At 55.9% G+C, this 21,724-nt stretch carries 14 protein-coding genes; 4 read left to right on the plus strand and 10 right to left on the minus strand.

The window, feature by feature from the left end:
- From G5306_RS07555 to G5306_RS07570, 4 genes are all read right to left on the minus strand, one after another.
- Positions 1 to 474 (minus strand): DUF4442 domain-containing protein, encoded by a 474-nt coding sequence (locus G5306_RS07555; RefSeq protein WP_005352552.1) that lies wholly within the window; start codon positions 472 to 474, stop codon positions 1 to 3.
- A gap of 167 nt (positions 475 to 641) precedes the next feature.
- Positions 642 to 2,393: an ABC transporter transmembrane domain-containing protein gene (locus G5306_RS07560; protein WP_421312667.1), complete on the minus strand. Its 1,752-nt coding sequence runs from the start codon at positions 2,391 to 2,393 to the stop codon at positions 642 to 644.
- Positions 2,390 to 4,126 (minus strand): ABC transporter transmembrane domain-containing protein, encoded by a 1,737-nt coding sequence (locus G5306_RS07565; protein ID WP_421312668.1) that lies wholly within the window; start codon positions 4,124 to 4,126, stop codon positions 2,390 to 2,392. Before G5306_RS07565 ends, G5306_RS07560 begins: the two co-directional genes overlap by 4 nt.
- A 166-nt stretch (positions 4,127 to 4,292) precedes the next feature.
- Positions 4,293 to 7,097 carry a response regulator gene (locus G5306_RS07570; protein WP_216978912.1) on the minus strand — a complete coding sequence of 935 codons (2,805 nt, stop codon included), beginning with the start codon at positions 7,095 to 7,097 and terminating at the stop codon, positions 4,293 to 4,295.
- A 167-nt stretch (positions 7,098 to 7,264) separates the two neighbouring features.
- On the opposite strand from G5306_RS07570, the gene trxC reads away from it, so the two are divergent.
- Both trxC and G5306_RS07580 read left to right on the plus strand, forming a co-directional pair.
- Positions 7,265 to 7,699, plus strand: coding sequence for a thioredoxin TrxC (gene trxC, locus G5306_RS07575; protein WP_216978913.1), 435 nt, complete (start codon positions 7,265 to 7,267; stop codon positions 7,697 to 7,699).
- 161 nt (positions 7,700 to 7,860) lie between these two features.
- A complete protein-coding gene (locus G5306_RS07580) occupies positions 7,861 to 9,246 on the plus strand; it encodes an SLC13 family permease (protein WP_216978914.1) in 1,386 nt (461 codons plus the stop codon).
- A gap of 366 nt (positions 9,247 to 9,612) precedes the next feature.
- Here G5306_RS07580 and G5306_RS07585 read toward each other — a convergent pair whose 3' ends face one another.
- Positions 9,613 to 12,087, minus strand: a complete 2,475-nt coding sequence (locus G5306_RS07585) for a glycogen/starch/alpha-glucan phosphorylase (protein ID WP_216978915.1) — start codon at positions 12,085 to 12,087, stop codon at positions 9,613 to 9,615.
- Between the two features lie 375 nt (positions 12,088 to 12,462).
- Complete coding sequence (locus tag G5306_RS07590) at positions 12,463 to 12,660, minus strand: DUF4250 domain-containing protein (protein ID WP_005333612.1); 198 nt, start codon at positions 12,658 to 12,660, stop codon at positions 12,463 to 12,465.
- Positions 12,661 to 12,890: 230 nt separating this feature from the next.
- On the opposite strand from G5306_RS07590, the gene G5306_RS07595 reads away from it, so the two are divergent.
- Both G5306_RS07595 and G5306_RS07600 read left to right on the plus strand, forming a co-directional pair.
- Positions 12,891 to 13,376: a cell division inhibitor gene (locus G5306_RS07595; RefSeq protein WP_216978916.1), complete on the plus strand. Its 486-nt coding sequence runs from the start codon at positions 12,891 to 12,893 to the stop codon at positions 13,374 to 13,376.
- Between the two features lie 412 nt (positions 13,377 to 13,788).
- A complete protein-coding gene (locus tag G5306_RS07600) occupies positions 13,789 to 14,223 on the plus strand; it encodes a YcgN family cysteine cluster protein (RefSeq protein ID WP_005361134.1) in 435 nt (144 codons plus the stop codon).
- A 552-nt stretch (positions 14,224 to 14,775) separates the two neighbouring features.
- On the opposite strand, the gene pflB is transcribed toward G5306_RS07600, so the two are convergent.
- The 4 genes from pflB to G5306_RS07620 form a co-directional block, all read right to left on the minus strand.
- Complete coding sequence (gene pflB, locus G5306_RS07605; protein WP_005352571.1) at positions 14,776 to 17,058, minus strand: formate C-acetyltransferase; 2,283 nt, start codon at positions 17,056 to 17,058, stop codon at positions 14,776 to 14,778.
- Between the two features lie 46 nt (positions 17,059 to 17,104).
- On the minus strand, positions 17,105 to 17,953 hold the full coding sequence (focA, locus tag G5306_RS07610) for a formate transporter FocA (protein WP_005333620.1): 849 nt from the start codon (positions 17,951 to 17,953) through the stop codon (positions 17,105 to 17,107).
- Between the two features lie 381 nt (positions 17,954 to 18,334).
- Positions 18,335 to 20,095, minus strand: a complete 1,761-nt coding sequence (gene ycaO / locus G5306_RS07615) for a 30S ribosomal protein S12 methylthiotransferase accessory factor YcaO (RefSeq protein WP_206901738.1) — start codon at positions 20,093 to 20,095, stop codon at positions 18,335 to 18,337.
- A gap of 193 nt (positions 20,096 to 20,288) precedes the next feature.
- Positions 20,289 to 21,722, minus strand: a complete 1,434-nt coding sequence (locus G5306_RS07620; protein ID WP_021231363.1) for a glycoside hydrolase family 1 protein — start codon at positions 21,720 to 21,722, stop codon at positions 20,289 to 20,291.
- Positions 21,723 to 21,724 lie beyond the last annotated feature (2 nt).

Consider the following 21,724-nt stretch of genomic DNA (forward strand, 5'->3'; position numbering starts at 1 on the left):
CTAGCTGGCCTTGATCGACAGGGTCAGCACAAAACGCGCCATCGCCTCATCCCCGTTCAATGACGGGCAGGTGGCCACCACCCGGATGGGGCGATTGATGCGCTGACCGCTTGCCAGCGACTCGTCGATCATGGCGTCAATCTCCTCCCCCGCTGCGCAGTCGAACTGCACATCCCCCTCCGGTCGTTTCAAAAACTCCCCCTGCACATCCTTGAAGGCGAAGTGCACCTTCTTGCGCCGCTGCCGCCCCTTCTCCATCACCAGCAGACCGCCTACCAGATCGGCGCCGGTCGCCAGCGCGCCAAAATACATGCTGCCCAGGTGGTTGCGGGTACGCCAGCCAAGGGGAATGCGAATGCGCAGCGCCTTGGCGTTCATCTCTTCGATGATCGGGGCACAAAACCCGATGACGGGAATGTAGCGCCAGGCAAACAGCCGAAGCGCCAGATTGGCTTTGAAGCGTTGCAAATCCATATGCGAACTGATCCGATGAGTTAATGTAAACAACATGTTGCCTGCATCTGCGCCATTCGACAAGCACAGGGATCACGGTTACGACCTTTTGCCCAACCCAAAAAAACAGAGGGAACCGCACCGGTTCCCTCTTTTCGTTCATGTCGCTGTTACAGCAAATGTGCCGCTCAGGCGCGCTTCTCTTCGAGCCAGGCCCCCTGACTCTGCATCTCGAACAGCTGGGCATAGTGACCGCCGAGGGCCATCAACTCACCATGGGTACCCCGCTCGCTCACCTGACCGCGGGAGAGCAGCAGGATCTCGTCCGCATCGACGATGGTCGAGAGGCGGTGGGCGATGGCGATGGTGGTGCGGCCACGACGGGCAGCAGAGATCGCCTGCGACAGCGCCAACTCGGTCTGGGAGTCCACGCTGGCCGTCGCCTCATCCAGAATGAGGATACGCGGATCTCCCACCAGTGCACGGGCAAAGGAGAGCAGTTGCCGCTGACCGGCGGAGAGGTTCTTGCCTCCCTCCTCCATCAGGGTGTTGATCCCCTGTGGCAGGCTGCGCACAAACTCGGCCAGCTGCACCTCGCTCAGCGCCTGCCAGAGCCGCGCTTCGTCTATTCCGGCGCGACCGAGACGCAGGTTTTCCGCCAGAGTGCCGACGAAGATAAAGGGATCTTGCTGCACCAGCCCGATGCTACGGCGTACCGCTGCCAGCGACAGGGTATCCAGTGCGTGATCATCGAAGCGGATCTGCCCCTGACCCAGCGGATAGAAGCCCATCAGCAAGCTGATAATGGTGGACTTGCCGCTGCCGGTATGGCCCACCAGCGCCAGCATCTGGCCCGGTTTTGCGGCAAAACTGACCTCCCGCAGCACCTGCTGCTCACCATCGTAGGAGAAGCTCACCCGCTCGAAACTGACCCGCCCTTCCAGCGGGATCATCTCGCCCTCGGTGCTTTCGCGGGTTTCATCGAGCAGGGCAAAGACCCGCTCCCCCGCCACCATCGCCTGCTGCAACTGGTTAAGCTGGTTGGTCATCTCGATGAGCGGCTCGATCATCCGGCCCAGATAGCTGATAAAGGCGTAGAGCACCCCTACCTGGATAGCACCCGCGTGGCTCCCCCCCTCATGGGCAAACAGCGCCAACAGGCCGATCAGCACCATCATGTAGAAGAGATCGATTAGCGGACGCAGCAAAATGCCGTTGATCTTGAGGCTCTTGATCCGTGCCGACCAGTGTTGCTGGTTCACCTCGGCAAAGGCGTTGGCAAAGTGGCGCTCCTGCACCATCGCCTGAATAACCGGCATCCCCTGCAGCGACTCGTTGAGGCGGCTGTTGATGTCGGAGAGCAGACTGCGGGTCGCTCGCACCACTGGCACGCTCAGTTTCTGGTAGAGCCACATCACCCCGCCCACTGCGGGCAGCAACAGGGAGCAGACCAGCATCAGCCGCAGATCCAGCAGCGCCATGGAGATGAGGATGCCGCACAACAGCACCACTTTTTGCACCAGCAAGCCGATCACCTGCACATAGAGGTTCATGATCGCTTCGGTGTCGTTGGTGATGCGGGAAATCAGCGAGCCGGATCGATGCTTGTCAAAGTAGCGGGCCGGCAAGCGGATGGCGGTAGCAAATACCTGCTCGCGCAAAGTTTGCACCACCGCCTGAGCGATGCGATTGAAGCGCAGGGATTGCAAATAGAAACCCGCCGCCGAAAGCACCTGCAAACCCAGATAGCCCGCTGCAATCAAAGCAATGGTGGGCAGCACGATATTGCGTGGCGCCAGATAGTCATCGATAAAAAGCTTGATCAGCAGCGGCCCGGCCACTTCGGCGCCGGTGGCAAGCAGCAGGCAAATCCCCGCCTGGATCAGCCAGCGAGGATAGCGGGCGCAGTAGGCGAGCAGTCTTTTAATGGTCGGATTCACAGGCTCTCCTCCACCGCTTCTTCGAGTCGCTGATAACGCACCATATCTGCATACCAACCATTGTGCGCCATCAGGGCACCGTGATGACCCCGCTCGCTGACGGCCCCCTGCTCCAGCACCAGGATCTCGTCGGCCTGCTCCACCGCCGTCATGCGATGGCTGACCAGGATCAGGGTGCGACGATGGGCCTTGAGGGAATGCAGAATTTGCTGCTCGGTGTGGGCATCCACCGCCGAGAGCGCATCATCGAGCACCAGAATGGGTGCATCCAGCAGCAGGGCGCGGGCAATGGCCAGCCGCTGTTTCTGGCCGCCGGAGAGGGTCACCCCTTTCTCCCCGACCTCGGTCTCATAACCCTTGGGGAAACGCACGATATCATCGTGGACACAGGCAATGCGTGCCACCCGTTCGACCTCCTCGCGGCTCGCATCGGGTTTGCCGAGGGCAATGTTGGCAGCGATGGTGGTGGAAAACAGGAATGGCTCCTGCGGTACATAGGCAAACTGGCTGCGCAGTGTGGCGAGCGGCAACTGGTCAATCGGAACGCCACCCATGACAATCGAACCGTGAGTCGGATTGGCAAGGCGCATCAACAGCTTGAGCAGGGAGCTCTTGCCTGCCCCGGTGCGCCCCACCGCCCCGAGCATCCCCCCTTGCTTGAGGGTAACGTCGATATCCGCAAGCAGGGTGCGCTGCTCAAGTTGATAGCTCACCCCTTTGATCTGCAAAGGAAAGGCAGAGGTAAACGCGGCCGGCTGGGCGAGCTCTTCGATATCGCTGCGCTCCCCCAGCAGGCTTTCGATACGGGAGTAGGCGGCGCTGCCCCGCTCGATGATGTTGAACAGCCAGGCGATGGCAAACATCGGCCAGATGAGCTGGCCGAGGTACATGGTGAAGCTGGTGAGCTCACCCAGAGTCAGCTCATCGCGCAGCACCAGCACACTGCCCCCCGCCACCGCGAGGAAGTAGGAGCAACCGATACAGAGGTAGATGACCGGATCGAACTTGGCATCGATGCGGGCCACCGCCATATTGCGCTCCCCCGCCTGTTTGGTCAGCTCGGCAAAGCCTTCATCTTCCAGCGATTCAACCGCATAGGATTTCAACACCCGCACGCCGGAAAGAGCCTCCTGGGTCTTGTTGTTGAGCCTGGAGAAGGCCCCTTGCGCCGCCTTGAACTGGGTGTAGATCTGGGTGCCGAAGCGGTTCATGAAATAGGCCATCACCGGCAGCGGCAGCAAGGAGACCAGCGTCAACTGCCAAGAGTACTGGCTGCACATGATGGAGAGCACCAATACCCCGACCATGATGGAGTCCACCAGAGTCAGTACCCCTTCGCCAGCGGTCATCTCCACAGCCTGAATGTCATTGGTGGCATGGGCCATCAAATCGCCGGTACGGTGGCGCTGATAAAAATCGGGGCTCATCCGGGTGAAATGGCTGAAAAGGCGATTGCGCAACACATAGGCCAGACGGTAAGAGGCACCGAACAGCATCACCCGCCAGACGTAGCGCAGCAGATAAATCAGCACACCCAGACCAAACAGCCCCGCCAGATAGCGCATCAGGGTACCATTGTCGAGACCGCCCTTGGTGATGCCATCAACCACCCAGCCCACCACTTTGGGCGGAAGAACGGTCAACAGGGCCACCATCAGCAGCAGGGAGATGGCAGCCAGATAACGGGGCCACTGCTCCTTGAAAAACCAGCTCAATCGTAGAAATACGCTCACACCACCAACCTTTAGCGCTCTCTGCCCGTGACCGCTCCAAGGAGCGGCCATCAGAGAAGCCACGCAGAAATAGAACAATGAAAACAATCGCCTCCGGCTGGAGGCGATTTGAACGAAAGCTCATCATATCCCGAACCGGGATGGTTGAGAATAATTACTATTTAATTCACTGTGACATGCGATCATCCCCTGATGAATAGGGATTATACGAATTTTCATGCTGCTCACCGGTCAACAGGAAGTGTGACACCTCTTCCCGGGTCTGGCTGAAGACCTGTTGCAACTGCTCCAGATCCGCCTCGCTCAGCACCTCGTTTTGCCGCAGGCGCCACTCCAGCTCGCCAGCCACCAATTGCAGACGGGCCGCCGAGATATTGGCAGACACCCCCTTGAGGGTGTGCAGTAGCTTGCTGGCCACCTCGGGCTGCTGACGGCGCAAGGCGGAACGGATCTCCCACAGATCGTCCTTGTGCTCCGACATAAACAGCTTGAACAGGATCTGCAATGCCTCCTTGTCCTGCTCCAGCCGCTTGAGGGCATCCTGCAGATCGAGGATCCCCATCATATCCGGCGGTTTCACCTCCATGATCCCCGCCTGCTCCACCCCTTGCGGCTTCACCCACTGCAGCAGGTTGTTGTAAAGATCCAGCTTGCTCACCGGCTTGGTGACGTAACCATTCATCCCCACCCCCAGGCAGCGCTCCTTGTCTCCATGCATGGCGCTGGCAGTGAGGGCTATGATGGGCACATCGTGCTTGTCGACCATTTTGCGGATCTGGCGGGTGGCATCGAGTCCGTCCAGCACCGGCATCTGCAGGTCCATCAGGATCACGTCAAAAGGCTGCTCGGCAACCCGCTCCACCGCCTCGCGACCATTGTTAACCACGCACACTACCGCATCGACCCGACGTAGATATTCGATGATGAGCTGCTGATTGACCCGGTTGTCTTCGGCCAACAGCACTCGGGTACCCTGCAACAGGGATTTGAAGTGCTGCTGATCCCCCTGAGCCTCTGCCTTGCGCAGATTGAGTTCATAAGAGCTGCCATTGAGCAACTCGTCCACCTTGGCCAGCAGGGCATTCTCGGTCATCGGCTTGGGCAGAAAATGGGTCAGCCCCATGCTGTCCATCCGGGCGTGCAGCCCCTCTCTGGCCCAGGCGCTGATCATCAGGATGGGTATCCGCCGCCACTGGCTGTGCTGATACATCTCCAGCGCCAGATCGAGTCCATCCTCCTGCCCCATGCGCCAGTCGAGGATTGCCAACCGCAGATTGGGCCCCTCTTCACGCAATAATTGACGGGCACGGGAAAGGGAGTTGACCGGCAGCACTCGCACACCCGCCCGAGTCAGGATGTCCCGAGCCAGATCCAGCACCAGTTCGTTGTCATCCATCACCATCACCAGCGGCTGGTTTTCGAAGAAAACTTTCCGTCCAGCCACACCGTAGACCGCCTGCGCCATCGGGATATCGAACTTGAACAGAGAGCCGACGCCAGGCTTGCTCTCTACGGTGATCCGCCCCCCCATCAGCTCCACCAGCCGCTGGGAAATATTGAGCCCAAGACCCGAGCCGCCATATTTGCGGGTATTGCCCGCCTCCAGCTGGGTAAACGCCTGAAACAGTTGGGTCTGCTTCTCTTCGGCAATGCCGATGCCGGTATCGCGCACACTGAAGCGGATCCGCATTGGATGGGAGTTGGCCAGATCGATGGAGACTTCGACCTCACCACGTTCGGTGAATTTGATGGCATTGTTCACCAGATTGACCAGAACCTGCCCCAGCCGCAGAGGATCCCCACGCAAGAAGACAGGCACCTCCGGCGATTTGCGAATGATCACCTCCACATGTTTGCGCTCCGCCAGATCGGCAAACATGCCCGCCAGCGAGTCGAGCTGCTCGCTGAGATCGAAGTCGATCTCCTCCAACGTCAGCTTGCCGGACTCCACCTTGGTCAGATCGAGAATGTCGTTGATAAGCAGCAGCAAGGTATCTGATGAAGACTTTATCTTGCCCAGATAGTCCCGTTGTTGCTGATCCAGCTCGGTCTGCAGTGCCAGTGAGCTGAAACCGATGATGGCATTCATGGGGGTGCGGATCTCGTGGCTCATATTGGCCAGAAAATCGCTTTTGGCCTGTGCCAGCAAGGCCGTCTGACGGGACAACTCGCTCAACTTCTGATTACGACGCCATAGGGTATAGGCCACCAGCACAAAACTGATCAAGGCACCGCCAAGCACCATTAAATAGAAGCGGTTCAGCAATGATGAAGCCCGCTCCAGCTTATCCATCTTCCAGCGCACCAGGTTATCGCTCACCTGCATATCGATGAGACGATGGCGCAGGGTATGATAAGCCATCACCTGACGACTCAAATCCTTGCTCAGGTTAACCAAGGTGATCACCTCGGGTTGCGAGCCGTAATGGGAAGCAAGAGCACGCTGCAACAAGCTCAGCTGTTGCTGATACTGGTTATCGGCGCTGTGTTGCAAAAAATGGCTGAGTTGGGCCAACTCATTGAGATCACGATGCAAGAGGCTCTCTGCCGGCGTGATAGCGCGTACCTTCTCAAGCTGATGCTGAAAGGGTTGCACGATATATTCCACCGCCTTTTCCATGCTGTACAGTCTGGCCAGCTCCATCTGGTAGAGATCCAAATCCTGCAGCAACCTCTGTGAAAGAGGCGTTTGCTCAACCTCAGCATCACTACGAACCCTGTGAACAAAGCTATCGAGGATACCGGATAACTGGACGAGCCGTTGCTGAACATTGCTATCATTGGCACTCTCACGACCAAGCAGGTAAACACTGTCGGTGTTGATCCGGTTCAGCACTGCCTCCGCTGCCTGATTCAGGCTGTATGCACGCTGCTGTTGACTAAGCAGTTGCCAGCAAAGAACCAAGAAGCCGAGCAACAAGGCAGCAACAAGCAGCAGTACCACAGGGCTCTTCCGTGATCCTTTATTCATCCCGTTTTGACTCTCTACTTATAATGGCCGCTGAATTGTCCGGCTTGAGCAGAGCTCGGAGTGGAAGTGTCCACCCCAGCCGAGCGCTGTGTTAACGTTATTTCACTATTTTAACTCTGGCACTATTTTCATCACAGCCACCAGAACCGATCTTCAAGGAGACTATTATGTCATTTATCACTACTTATTGTAGCCACTGCTTTACAAGAAACCGCCTGCCCTCCACCCATGTAACCCACTCCGCCAAATGTGGGCACTGCAAGGCGTCCCTGTTCAGCCAAACCCCTTGCCTCGGGAAGGCGGATAACTTCGATACCCTGATCAACTCCGATATTCCGGTCGTTGTCGATTTTTGGGCCAGCTGGTGCGGCCCTTGCCAGCAGTTTGCTCCAGTATTTCATGATGTTGCCCATGAACTCGAACCACGGATGCGCTTTGTCAAAGTCGATACCGAGCAGCAGAGCACCATTGCCGCCCGTTACGCCATTCGCAGCATCCCCACCCTAATGGTCTTCAAACAGGGTAAAGTGGTGAACCAGATAAATGGATCCCTGCCCAAGAACATGTTCAAGCAGTGGCTGGAACAGTTCATGGATGTTTAATTTATGTTTCAGAAATGTTTGATTTATGTATTTATTTCCTCATTTTTATCAATGAGTGTGTGAGTAGAGACTGATTTTCAATATGTGAGCCTGTTTCAAACAAGTGAATGGATGTAATCTCGGCAACACAAAAACAACCATAAATTAACCGAGAGAACGATATGCACACATCGGCTGTACCCGCTACTCCATCTCGTTGGCTGGATATCAAGACCGGGATCGTGATCCTGGATCTGCTCCTGCTATGCATCATGCTCGCTTGGCTCCCTTTTGATCCTATGGTCAACAAGGGGCTGGGCATTCTGGTCTTTATAGCTATTCTCTGGCTGACCGAAGCGGTCAACATCACTATCACCGCGATCTCCATCCCGGTACTTGCCACCCTGCTCGGGGTGTTTGATATGAGCAAGTCGTTGACCGACTTCGCAAACCCGGTGTTGTTCCTCTTCTTTGGCGGTTTTGCCCTGGCGGCAGCGCTATCCAAACAGGGGCTAGACACCCAGATTGCCGGTAAGGTGATGCAGCTCGCCAAGGGACACCTCGGCTGGGCTGCCATCGTACTCTTCAGTATTACTGCGGCACTCTCCATGTGGATCAGCAATACCGCTACCGCCGCCATGATGATGCCGCTGGCCCTTGGCATGCTCAAAGGTCTCGACATTCACAAGGAGCGCCGCACACTGGTCTTCGTATTGCTTGGTGTTGCCTACAGCGCCAGTATTGGCGGCATCGGCACCCTGGTAGGCAGCCCGCCCAATGCCATTGCGGCCGCCCAGATGGGGCTGGGCTTCACTGACTGGCTGAAATTTGGCATTCCTGTTGTCCTCATCTTCATGCCAGTAGGCATCGGGCTGCTCTATCTGGTAACCCGCCCCAACCTCTCACATCAGGTCAGCACCGAGCGAGTGACCATAGAGTGGACCGGCCAACGCAAGGTGACCATGCTGATATTTCTGACCACAGTGCTGTTGTGGATTGGCTCCCAGCCTATTGCCCAGGCGCTGGGAGGAATACCTCAATTTGATACACTGATCGCCATGGGAGCCATCATCGCCATCGCCGTCAGCCGGGTGGCCAGCTGGGATGACATCAACCAGAACACCGACTGGGGAGTACTGATGCTGTTTGGTGGCGGCTTGACCCTGAGCGCCATCCTTAAGCAGACCGGGGCCAACGCCTTCCTGGCGGAGCACCTATCCAACGGTCTGGCCACCATGCCGATCTTCGTCATCCTGCTCTGTCTTGCCACCTTCGTGGTGTTCCTGACCGAGCTGGTATCCAACACCGCTACCGCCGCTCTGCTGGTTCCACTGTTTGCCGGAGTCGCAGAGGCACTGGGAGTCTCTCCCATTGTCGTATCCGTGCTGATCGCTGTCGGTGCCTCCTGCGCTTTCATGCTGCCAGTGGCTACCCCGCCCAACGCCATTGTCTTCGCCAGCGGCCATATCCAGCAGCGTGAAATGATGCGGGCCGGCCTGGTGCTGAACCTGGTCTTCACCGTCATTTTGACCCTGCTTGCCTATTTTATGGGCGACATACTGCATTGATGGCTGGTGGCTCGCTCGCCGGGCTCCTCAATCAACACCAGGTTCCAACAAAGCCCCGTATCATCGGGGCTTTCTCTTTTCCTGCACCCCAACGGCCATCTGTCACATCCCTGACCATCGTCAGCTTGTGCCATGCGACAGCAGCGAGAGTACACATGATGATGACTTCAGACTTATGAGCGATACGGGTGCCATGAGATGAGGTGTTCCCGGGAAAGGCTGGTAATAACGACATTAAAATAATATGTGATGCCCTGTACATCTATCACAGATGATCAAGCTTTTTGCAAATGGTGTACAAATATTTACGAATCCAAGCAGCTATAAAAAAACCCCGCATAGCGGGGTTCTCATATTAAGAGGTGATCAACCGATGTTGCAGGGTTTCAGCTTCCAGATACGATCCACATAGTCCTGGATGGAACGGTCTGAGTTGAACTTACCCATGGTGGCCGAGTTGATGATAGCCTTCTTCGCCCACAGTGCCGGATCCCGATACCAGGTATCGATCAGCTTGTGTGCATCCGAGTAGGACTGGAAGTCCGCCAAGGTCAGGTAAGGGTCTCCCCCTTCCAGCAAAGAGCGCTTGATGGAGGCCAGCTCACCCGGACGACCCGGCGTGAAGTAGTCGGTATCAAACCAGTCCAGCACGGCCTTGAGCTCGGAGTTGGCATAGTAGAAGTCGTACGGATTATAACCGCGCGCCTTCAGCGACTTCACTTCGTCCACGTTCAGACCGAAGATGGCACAGTTTTCGGCCCCCGCCTCTTCGGCGATCTCGATGTTGGCTCCATCCAGCGTCCCGATGGTGATTGCACCGTTGAGTGCCATCTTCATGTTGCCGGTACCGGATGCTTCGTAACCAGCAGTAGAGATCTGCTCGGAGACATCTGCCGCCGGGATCAACTTCTCGGCCAGACTCACGCGGTAGTTCGGCATGAACACCACTTTCAGCTTGCCCTGGATACGAGCATCGTTGTTGACCCGATCCGCCAGCTTGTTGATGGCATAGATGATGTCTTTGGCCAGCTTGTAACCGGGCGCCGCTTTGGAGCCGAAGATAAACACACGCGGATGCATGTCATAGTCCGGGTTGGCCAGCAGACGACGATAGAGTGCCATGATGTGAATAAGGTTCAGTTGCTGGCGCTTGTACTCGTGCAGACGCTTGATCTGAACGTCAAAGATCGCCTCGGCACTGACATCGATACCGGTTTCGTCTTTGATGACCTTGACCAGCTTCTCTTTGTTATGACGTTTGATGGTCATGAACTGCTGCTGGAACGCCTTGTCGTCGGCAAATTTCACCACGCCACGCAGTTTGTCCAGTTGCAGCGGCCACTCCTTGCCCACCACTTCGTTGTAGAGACCCGCCAGCTCCGGGTTGCAGGCCAGCAGCCAGCGACGCGGGGTTACCCCGTTGGTCACGTTGCACATTTTTTCCGGCCACAGCTCGGCATACTCGGGGAAGAGATCTTCCTTCACCAGCTTGGAGTGGATCTCGGCCACACCGTTCACCTTGGACGAACCGATCACGCACAGGTTGCCCATGCGAACCTTGCGCACGGCCCCCTCTTCGATGATGGAGAGCTTGGCCTTGATGGCGTCGTTGCCCGGCCACTTGGGCTCCACCAACTCGTTCAGGAAGCGGGCGTTGATCTCGTAAATCACCTCCAGATGGCGAGGCAGTACTTTCTCGAACAGGCTGACCGACCACTTCTCCAGCGCTTCCGGCAGCAGAGTGTGGTTGGTATAAGAGAAGACCTGATAGCAGATGGCCCAAGCGGCATCCCAGTTCAGATCTTCCTCGTCAACCAGTACCCGCATCAGTTCCGGGATGGCGACAGTCGGGTGAGTATCGTTGAGCTGAATGGCAATTTGCGCGGCAAAGTTGCTGAAGTCGGCGCCATGCACCCGCTTGTAGCGGCGCATGATGTCCTTGATGGAGCAAGCACAGAAGAAGTACTGCTGGATCAGACGCAGCTCTTTACCGGCATCGGTCTCATCGTTCGGATAGAGTACCTTGGATATGGTCTCGGCCTGGGCTTTCTCAGCCTGGGAGTCGATGTAACCACCGGCGTTGAATACGTCCCAGTCGAAAAACTCGGAGGCGCGGGATTCCCACAAACGCAGGATGTTGACGGTGTGACCGCCAAAACCGACCACCGGAATATCCCAAGGCACCCCTTTAATCTTGCGACCGGCGTGCCACACCTTCTTCAGGCCGCCATTGTCACCAAACACGGTCTCGACGTAGCCATAGAGCGGCACTTCTTGCACCGACTCGGGACGGCAGATCTCCCAGGGGTTGCCATATTCACGCCAGGAGTCTGGGCGCTCAATCTGGCGACCATCCTGAATTTCCTGACGGAACAGACCGTGTTCGTAGTGGATACCGTAACCAACCGCCGGATAGTTCAGGGTGGCCAGCGAGTCGATAAAGCAGGCAGCCAGACGACCCAGGCCGCCGTTGCCAAGTGCCATATCCGGCTCTTGTTCGCACAGGTCGGTCAGTTCCAGGCCGAGTTCGCCCAGCGCCTCTTCGCAAGTCTTGTAGAGGGAGAGGTTGTGCAGGTTGTTGGAGGTCAATCTTCCCATCAGGAATTCAGCAGAGAGGTAGTGAATCGCACGAGTATCTTTCTTGAAATGAGTCTGCTGAGTGCGGGTCAGGCGCTCGTACACCTGTTCATTGACGGCCGCCGCAGTGGCTTTCCACCACGCTTCGGGAGAGGCTTTCTGTTCGCTTGTTCCCAAGGTAGAACGCAGGTGACGCACGATACTCGCCTTGAGCTGATCTTTATCCAGTTGGAGATCCTGGTCTGTCTTCTTCTTGGTAGCCATAAACCATATTCCTTCGTTACAAATAAAATTGTTATCCCGCTTGCGGGACCGGCGCTGTTGTTATCTCAAAATATGTACCGGCGTGAGAATACTAACTAAAGCGGCAGAATTAAAAGTTAACGCAAGTCACACTTTAACCGATAAAAACAGCCTGAAAAGCTTGAAAACCCTTTCCTTAAATTGATCGCACAAAAACAAACATTCCCTTTATTATCATAAGCTTAATGAAAAAATAAAAATATTCTGGCATGAATAGGTTTTCAGAGATTGCCAAGCCTTGAAAATCCCTGAAAATAGGCAGCAAGACGGCACATTGAAACCGGTTTCAATGTGCCTGAAAAATTACCGTATAAATATGAAGCAATCATTGCATCCTTAAAGATGTGCTTTGAACTGATTGCTCAATGGATCGTAATGGTACCCAATCTGATCCAGACGCCCTGCCAACTGCTCTTCACTCATATCGTAATAGGCCAGCAACTCCTCCAACCCGTCACACTCAAGCCTTAGCTTCTCATTGATGATGCCCAGCAAGATGTTGGCATCAAGACGTTGCAAGGTACTGATATCCATGGCGGCACCTCCTGTAAATGACCTGTATAACCATGGGCGGTTACGCAAGGTTTGTCCATAGTACGAAAAACACCCAGCCAGTTTTATATTAAATAACTTTTAAAAACATAGTCTTACTAACGTCACATGCTAACACCATCACATTTTTCAGCAAAAACACCTTGTCACTGCCACAGGATATAACTACTGTATGCACATACAGCTTGGATATTCATACAGGAATCCCATATATGAACCAGCCCCTGCACTCACTGCCCTTTGCGATGAATCGTGTCATGAGCAAGCCCTGGCCAACCAGAACCGCCTGCAAAGCGGAGTTGGCTCATGATGGTGTGACTATCCAGTCTGATGATCAGTTTCTGAGCGAACTGAGCAAGTTAGGTGACTCTCATACCGGCTGGATCTTGTTGATCGCCCCGCCGGGACGCCCCACAGTCAGCCGTCTGGAAGAGCGAGGTATCGATCCCAAGAGAGTGCTGGTGGTACATAGCCCCAAAATCAAGAACTGGCAGCAAACCCTGGAGCGCAGTCTGGGCAATGGTCACTGCGCCGCCGTATTTACCTGGCTACCCGAGCAGATCGAGCTGGATCACGTCAAGCTGCAGCGACTGGGACAGCAATCTGGCGTACTCACCCGCTTCTTTGGCGCAAAACGGACTAACCTCGGCACACCTCTGCTGGCTTATTCAGAGCAAGATATCTATCTCAATCATTAAGACAAAAAACGAACGCCTACGCAGGCTCTCCCGCGGGTCGCAGTGACAGAAGGGCGCAAACAATATGTGACCAGCGGCTTTATTTGAAAGACAAGCTTGCAACAGCCTGACGGTAGGCATCGGAGATCATTTGACCCTGCTTGCTGCAAGCAGACAAACATCAAAAGATGTAACGGATAAAGAAGCAGAAAATAAAACCTGAACTGGACAATCATGCAGCCCAAGTATTCAAACCTGCGGGACTTCCTGCCCACCAGCGAAGCCGTTTGAGCAATATGATGAGGCTGAAAGTCATTGCATTCATTTGAGCTGATCACGACAATTTGCCCACCGGAGTGACCCTCTCCTTGAAATACCGGGTAACAAGGGGTATAACCACGCGTTTTATCAGGTGTAATAAGTGAGCGGTATGATGCAAGCCCCCTTTTGGCAGACCAAGAGTCTGCAGCAGATGACTGAATCCGAATGGGAATCCCTCTGCGATGGTTGCGGAAAATGCTGCCTCAACAAGCTGATCGATGAAGATACCGACGAACTGGTTTTCACCAATGTCGCCTGCAATTTGCTTAACACCAAGACCTGTCAGTGCTCTGATTACGCCAATCGTTTCAAAAAAGAGCCTGACTGTCTGCAGATCACCCATGACAAGATCACCGAATATGACTGGCTCCCCTCAACCTGCGCATATCGCCTGCTGTCTGAAGGTGACGCTCTTCCAGAATGGCATCCTCTGCTGACCGGCAGTCGTTCCGCGATGCATCAGGCTGGTCAATCCGTCCGTGGCAAAGTCATTCACGAGGATCAGGCGGGTGAATGGATCGATCACATCATCACCTGGGCCAGCTGACACGCTCAACCCGCTATTCTCCAAAGACAAGGGCTGCACAATGTGCAGCCCTTGTTGTTTCTGCAAGCAGGGTTTGTAGCTTCACACATATCTGGCTGGCTAAACCAGACCACCTCCAAGCTGCGCATTGAGAGAGATAGAGGCAGAGGCAGAGGCAGAGGCAGAGGCAGAGGCAGAGGCAGAGGCAGAGGCAGAGGCAGAGAATGATTCCATAGTCACAGGCTTATGGGTATTGCTTGATACCCGCGATGGCGCCTCTGTTCACCCCTTAAACCTGATCAGCTGTTCCACGAGCCATAGCAACACTGATGCAATGGCAGGCAGAGCAACCGCCTATCCCCTTAGAGCGCGAATAAAGCATAATCGCATTACAGACGGGGCCCAGGTCAATCCTGGTGAGCCCCTCCCCTTGATCCTTTTCAAATCCCCAGTAACAACTGTTGTGGTTGCGATGGAACTGGGGGGCGATTCACAGGGGATGATTACTCCCCCTGAATCGCACGCATAAAAAAACCGGCGCCTTGGCGCCGGTTTTTGCTCACTATGTCTCGATTACAGAGAAGCAGTGAAGGTACGGGTGATGACGTCTTGCTGTTGCTCTTTGGTCAAAGAGTTGAAGCGAACGGCATAACCGGATACGCGGATGGTCAACTGCGGATATTTCTCCGGGTTTTCCATGGCGTCCAGCAGCATTTCACGGTTCATCACGTTAACGTTCAGGTGCTGACCACCCTCTACGTTGGATTCGTGGTGGAAGTAACCGTCCATCAGGCCAGCCAGGTTGGCTTTCTGGGCTTCCATATCTTTACCCAGTGCGTTCGGAACGATGGAGAAGGTATAGGAGATACCATCTTTAGCGTAAGCGAACGGCAGCTTGGCTACGGAAGTCAGGGAAGCAACAGCACCCTTCTGGTCACGACCGTGCATCGGGTTGGCACCCGGGCCGAACGGAGCACCAGCACGACGGCCATCCGGGGTGTTACCGGTCTTCTTGCCATATACCACGTTGGAGGTGATGGTCAGAACAGACTGGGTAGCAACAGCACCACGGTAGGTGTTCAGCTTCTGAATCTTCTTCATGAAGCGCTCAACCAGGTCACAGGCGATATCATCGACGCGAGCGTCGTTGTTACCGAACTGCGGGTATTCGCCTTCGATTTCGAAGTCGATGGCAACGCCATCTTCGTCACGAATCGGCTTGACCTTGGCGTACTTGATGGCAGACAGGGAGTCAGCGGCTACAGACAGACCAGCGATACCACACGCCATGGTGCGATATACGTCACGGTCGTGCAGCGCCATCAGAGAGGCTTCGTAGCTGTACTTGTCGTGCATGTAGTGGATGATGTTCAGCGCAGCAACGTATTGCTTGGCCAGCCAATCCATGAAGTGGTCCAGACGATCCATTACGTCGTTGTAGTCGAGGTACTCGGACTTGACCATCTCGGTTTTCGGACCGACCTGGATCTTGAGCTTCTCGTCCATACCACCGTTGATTGCATACAGCATGGTCTTGGCCAGGTTGGCACGAGCACCGAAGAACTGCATCTGCTTGCCAACGATCATCGGGGATACACAGCAAGCGATGGCGTAGTCATCGTTGTTGAAATCCGGACGCATCAGATCGTCGTTCTCGTACTGAACGGAAGAGGTCTCGATGGATACCTTGGCACAGTACTTCTTGAAACCGACCGGCAGCTTCTCGGACCACAGGATGGTCAGGTTCGGCTCAGGGGACGGGCCCATGGTGTACAGGGTGTTCAGCATACGGAAGCTGTTCTTGGTGACCAGGGTACGGCCATCAACGCCCATACCAGCCAGGGTCTCGGTAGCCCACATCGGGTCGCCGGAGAACAGTGAATCGTATTCCGGGGTACGCAGGAAGCGAACCATACGCAGCTTCATGACCATGTGGTCCATCAGCTCTTGGGCTTCTTGCTCGGTGATCAGGCCTTTTTGCAGGTCACGCTCGATGTAGATGTCCAGGAAGCTGGAGGTACGACCGAAGGACATGGCTGCACCGTTCTGGGACTTGACTGCCGCCAGGTAGGCGAAGTAGGTCCACTGTACGGCTTCTTTGGCGTTCTTGGCCGGTACGGAGATATCGCAACCGTACTTGGCAGCCATCACCTTCATCTGTGCCAGGGCACGGTGCTGCTCGGAGATCTCTTCGCGCAGACGGATGGTAGCTTCCAGGTTGACACCGTTTTCCAGGTCAGCTTGTAGGGACTTGAACTGGGCCAGTTTGTCGGCCATCAGGAAGTCAACACCGTACAGAGCAACACGACGGTAGTCACCGATGATACGGCCACGGCCGTAGGCATCCGGCAGACCGGTGATAACACCAGACTTACGGCAGTTCAGGATGTCTTTGGTGTAAACGTCAAACACACCCTGGTTGTGAGTCTTGCGGTACTCGGTGAAGATCTTCTCGACCATCGGGTCCAGTTGACGACCGTACACTTCGCAAGAAGTTTTAACCATCTTGATACCGCCGTTGGCGATGATGGCGCGCTTCAGCGGCTTGTCAGTCTGCAGACCAACGATCTGCTCCAGGCTCTGATCGATATAACCTGCATCGTGTGCGGTAATGGTGGAGGGCAGGTCAGTATCAAAATCAACCGGCGCATGAGTGCGGTTCTCGATTTTGATCCCTTCCATGACCTTGTCCCACAGCTTGGTGGTCGCTTCGGTCGCGCCAGCCAGGAAGGACTCGTCACCTTCATACGGGGTGTAGTTCTTCTGGATGAAGTCACGGGTGTTGACAGAGGTCTGCCATTCACCGGCCGCGAAGCCTTCCCATGCTTTTTGGAACTGTTCGTTAAGTTCTGCCATTTTTCATTACCTCACACGGTATTGATGTAGTATCCCGCAATCATCCTTAATGATGACGACGGAAGATAAACCAGTAAGTCAGACCAACCATCACGCCACCACCGATGATATTGCCGATGGTCACGGGGATGAGGTTGTGTAGGACGAAGTTGGATACGGTCAGGTCAGCAAAGGTTGCCGGATCCTGGCCGATGGCCTGCCAAAATTCCGGACTAGCCACGCTGTGGATAGCGATACCAACCGGAATCATAAACATGTTTGCGATGCTGTGCTCGAAACCTGATGCAACGAACATGGCAACCGGCAGCAGCATAACTACTACCTTGTCAGTCGCGCTGCGGGCACCAAAGGCCATCCAGGCAGCAAGACATACCATCAGGTTACAGAGGATACCCAGCGCCACCGCTTCGAAGAAGGTGTGGTGAATTTTGTGTTGGGCCACTTTGAGGGCGTTAAGGCCCCACTGCCCGTCTGCTGCCGTGTACTCTGCAGAAACGATGATCAGCGCCACCATCAACAGACCACCAATCAGGTTGCCGAAGTAGACCAGCCCCCAGTTCTTGAGCAGCTGAGCCCAGCTGATGCGATTGGCAGCCTTGGCCACCAGCGTCAGGGTGGTGGAGGTGAACAGCTCGGCACCGAGCAGCACACAGAGAATAAGTCCGAGAGAGAAGCAGAGACCGCCCACCAGCTTGGCCATACCCCAAGGCATGGAGCCGGTTCCGGTCGTCACTGTGATGTAGAAGATAAATGCGATGGCGATGAAAGCGCCTGCGGTAATGGCCAGTGGAATGACCTTGTATGCCGGCTTGGTAGCCTTGGCATAGGTGATGTCTTCAGCCAGTGCAGCGATGGCTTCGGGCTTGAGACAATCGAATGGAGATTCAGCTTTCAATTATTTTCTACCTGAATGTTTTGCCTGTTGAAATCATAACAAAGGGCCAAATAGCCAAAATTGACATTGATCAAGTTTATCAGAGTGCGAATGTAATTTTACTACAAATATTTTAGTGCGATGGCTACGCCACTTTACACCAGGTATCAGCTGAAACAGAAATATCACATTTTTAATGCAATGATTTTAAAGAATTTATTCTAGAGCATGGAAATGTGGTATTGGCAAGATATCTTTGCAGTTCAACAGCACATCCCCTGCCCTGCCATCAACCCCCTTAGGGGTATTTTTTGTTTTTTATTTCATCTTTGAATAACAATCCCTTGCCTTGCCGCACCATAAACAGAAGGGGCCACACGGCCCCTTCCTTTACAACAACGATCACGCCCAGTGATGGGCTCGCTTGGCCTTCTGCAGCTTATCGTAAGCCGCCAGCAGCTTCTGGTGCAGCGGGAACTGGGAGAGCGACAGGTCGGCCGCTTCCAGACCGTGGAAGCGTGCTTCGCCACTGGCGTTGGCCCATGCCTGTGCCAGCGTCTCTTCACCATACATGCGAGTGAAGACGGCGCGATACTGCTCGGGGTCGCGCTCCTCGTCGAGGAACAACTCGACGCAGGCACGCAGGGCGCGGTAGTAGCTGGCACGCTCGGCAGTAAACACCGACTGGTTGAACTCCATGGTCCAGTCGATGAGATCCAGTGCGGTCTCCAGCTCACCGGCGGCCAGCGCCAGCATGGCTTTCAGCTCGCCAACGCGCAGGGTGTGCAGCGCGGTACCCTTGGCAGCGGCGATGCCCAGCAGCTCGCGTACACGGGTGCGCTCGTCGTGCCCCTCTTCATCCAGTTGATCAAACAACGCCATGTACTGCTCGGCATCCCAATCCAGTGATGGCAGCGCCAGGATCACTTCGCGCAGGTTGGCGCCCATGTTGTTGTTGGCCAGCAGCAGATCTTCGGCCGGATAGATGTCGGACATGCCGGGCACCAGAATGCGGCAGGCGTAGACACCCAGATGCTCGTAGTCGGCGATATAGACCGGCTGCTCCAGCTCATGGAAGATGCCGATCAGGTGGTCGAACTCCTCCTGCGAGGTGCCACGGAAGTCCCAATCGGCAAACTCGAAGTCCGCATCCTGCTTGAACAGGTCCCAGCTGATAAGGCCCGAGGAGTCGATGAAGTGAGTCTCGAGGTTGTGGTGATCCGCCACCTGCTCGTTATCGAATGACGGCGGCACGAATACGTCGAGATCCTTGAGACCGCGGCCCTGCAGCAGCTCGGTGACGGTCCGCTCGAAAGCCACTTCGAAGCGTGGGTGGGCGCCGAAGGAGGCAAAGCAGGTGCCGTTGCTCGGGTTGAGCAGCACCACGCAGATGACCGGATAACGGCCACCCAGAGAGGCATCGAAGCTGTAAATGGGGAAGCCTTCCGCTTCGAGCGCCGCGATGGAGGCGGCAATCCCCGGATAACGGGCAATCACCTCGTCCGGGATCAGCGGCAAGCTGATGGCCTCGGCGATGATCTTGTTCTTCACGTGGCGCTCGAACACCTCGGAGAGCGCCTGGGTGCGCGCTTCGGTCTTGGTGTTGCCAGCGCTCATGCCGTTGGAGACATAGAGGTTGCCAATGATGTTCATCGGGATGTAGACGGTCTCGTGATCGGACTGACGCTCGAACGGCAGGGCGACGATACCGCGCTCTTCGTTGTTTGACTGCAGATCCACCAGCATGTCGGCGGTCACTTCACCGTCCGGGTTGTAGAACTTGCGAGTGAAGCTGTCGAGCAGACCGGCCGGGAACTGGTCACCCTCGATGGGGAACCACTTCTCGTTCGGGTAGTGAACGAAATCGCCGTTGGCGACCTGCTCGCCCAGATAGAAGTCGGCGAAGAAGTAGTTGGTGGAGAGACGCTCGAAATATTCGCCAAGGGCAGACGCGAGGGCCGCCTTCTTGCTGGCACCCTTGCCGTTGGTAAAGCAGAGGGCGCACTCTTTGTCGCGAATATGCACCGACCAGACGTTCGGCACGGGGTTGAGCCAGGAGGCCTCTTCGATATCAAACCCTAAGGCTTGCAGCTTGGTCTGGAAGCGTTCGATGGAGTCTTCCAGCGCCGCGTCCTTGCCGGGAATAAAAGTGTGGTCAGTCATCACGATATCCTGATTTTTATTGGCTCATGTTCGGCCGCAGATAATAGCAGGGGTCGGCAGCTTTGGCAGGACAAAAATCAGCAAACAGGGGTGAGTCGCACGGTGAGAAACCGGCTTGCCCCCTCTCCCCCGCCACAAACAGCGCGGGCCCGGGGATTGCCCGGGCCCGCTGGTTACGCGACGCGATAAACCGTCAGAGCTGCTTGCCCTGGCTCGCAATCACCTGGCTGTACCAGTGGAAGCTCGCTTTCTTGATCCGGCGAAGGGAGCCCCCCTGCTCGTCACGCTCCACATAGACGAAGCCGTAGCGCTTCTGATAGCCGTTGAGCCAGCTCAGGATGTCGGTGAACGACCAGGCGCAGTAGCCGAGCAATTCCACCCCATCCTGCATCGCCTCCTGGCACGCCTTGACGTGGCTGCGCAGGTAATCGATGCGGTACTCATCGTTCACCTTGTCGCCCGCCTCCAGCTTGTCGAACTCGCCAAGGCCGTTCTCGGTGATCATCAGCGGCAGGCCATAACGGGAAGAGAGGCGACGCAGGGCGATGCGCATACCGGTCGGGTCGATGGCCCAGTCCCAGTTGCTGGTCTCAAGGTGCGGATTGGGCGCCGTCTTGTAGAGGCCCGGAATGCCGCTGGACGGTGTAGTGCCCTTCTTGCCGGTGGTGTTGATCCGCTGCAGGGTCTGACCACCCAAGGGGTTATCGGTGTAGGTCAGGGTGTAGTAGTAGTTGACGCCGATGTAGTCGGGCGTCCCCTCGCGCAGCAACTCCATATCGCCCGGCAGGATCTCCGGCGCCTCGCCGTTTTCTCGCAAGTAAGCGAGCGCCGCCTGCGGATAGCGGCCAAAGCAGTAGGCATCCAGCCACCAGAGGTTGTTGAACTCCTCGGCGTTCTCATAGGCCAGCATATCTTTCGGGTCGCACGACGCCGGATAGGCAGGGGAGTAGGCAAAGCTCGGGCCGATGAGGCCATTTGGCACATGCTGTCGAAACGCCTTGATCACCCGGGCGTTGGCCAGAAACGCGATATGGTTGGCGGCAAAGAAGCGCTTGCGATCCTGCACTGCGGGCGGATGGGTGCCGAGCTGATAGGCATTGGTCAGGTTGTAATTCTGCTCGTTGAGAGAGACCCAGTACTTCACCTTGCCGGCAAAACGCTGATAGAGAGTCACGCAGTAGCGCTCGAAATCCTCGATAATGCGTCGGTCTTCCCAGCCGCCGTACTCATCCTGCAGCGCCTGCGGCAGATCCCAGTGATAAAGGGTCAGTACCGGCTCGATCTGGTGGGCCAGGAGGGTGTCGATCAGCTTCTCGTAGAAGGCCAGTCCCGCCTCGTTCACCTCCCCCCGACCGGTGGGGTAGATGCGCGGCCAGCTCACCGAGAAGCGGTAGGCCTTGAGCCCCATCTCGGCCATCAGCGCCACGTCCTCTTCCATGCGGTGGTAGTGATCCACCGCCACATCGCCGTTGCTCCCCTCAAAGGTCTTGCCCGGCAGTTTGGTGAAGAGATCCCACACCGAGGGCCCCTTGCCATCAGCATTCCAGCCCCCCTCAACCTGATAGGCGGCGGAGGCGGCGCCCCACAGAAAATCGCTCGGGAAGTCGTTGAACTTGTGGTGATGCATCT

This window comes from Aeromonas sp. 603404, from assembly GCF_049171775.1.
Lineage (GTDB): Bacteria > Pseudomonadota > Gammaproteobacteria > Enterobacterales > Aeromonadaceae > Aeromonas > Aeromonas veronii_A.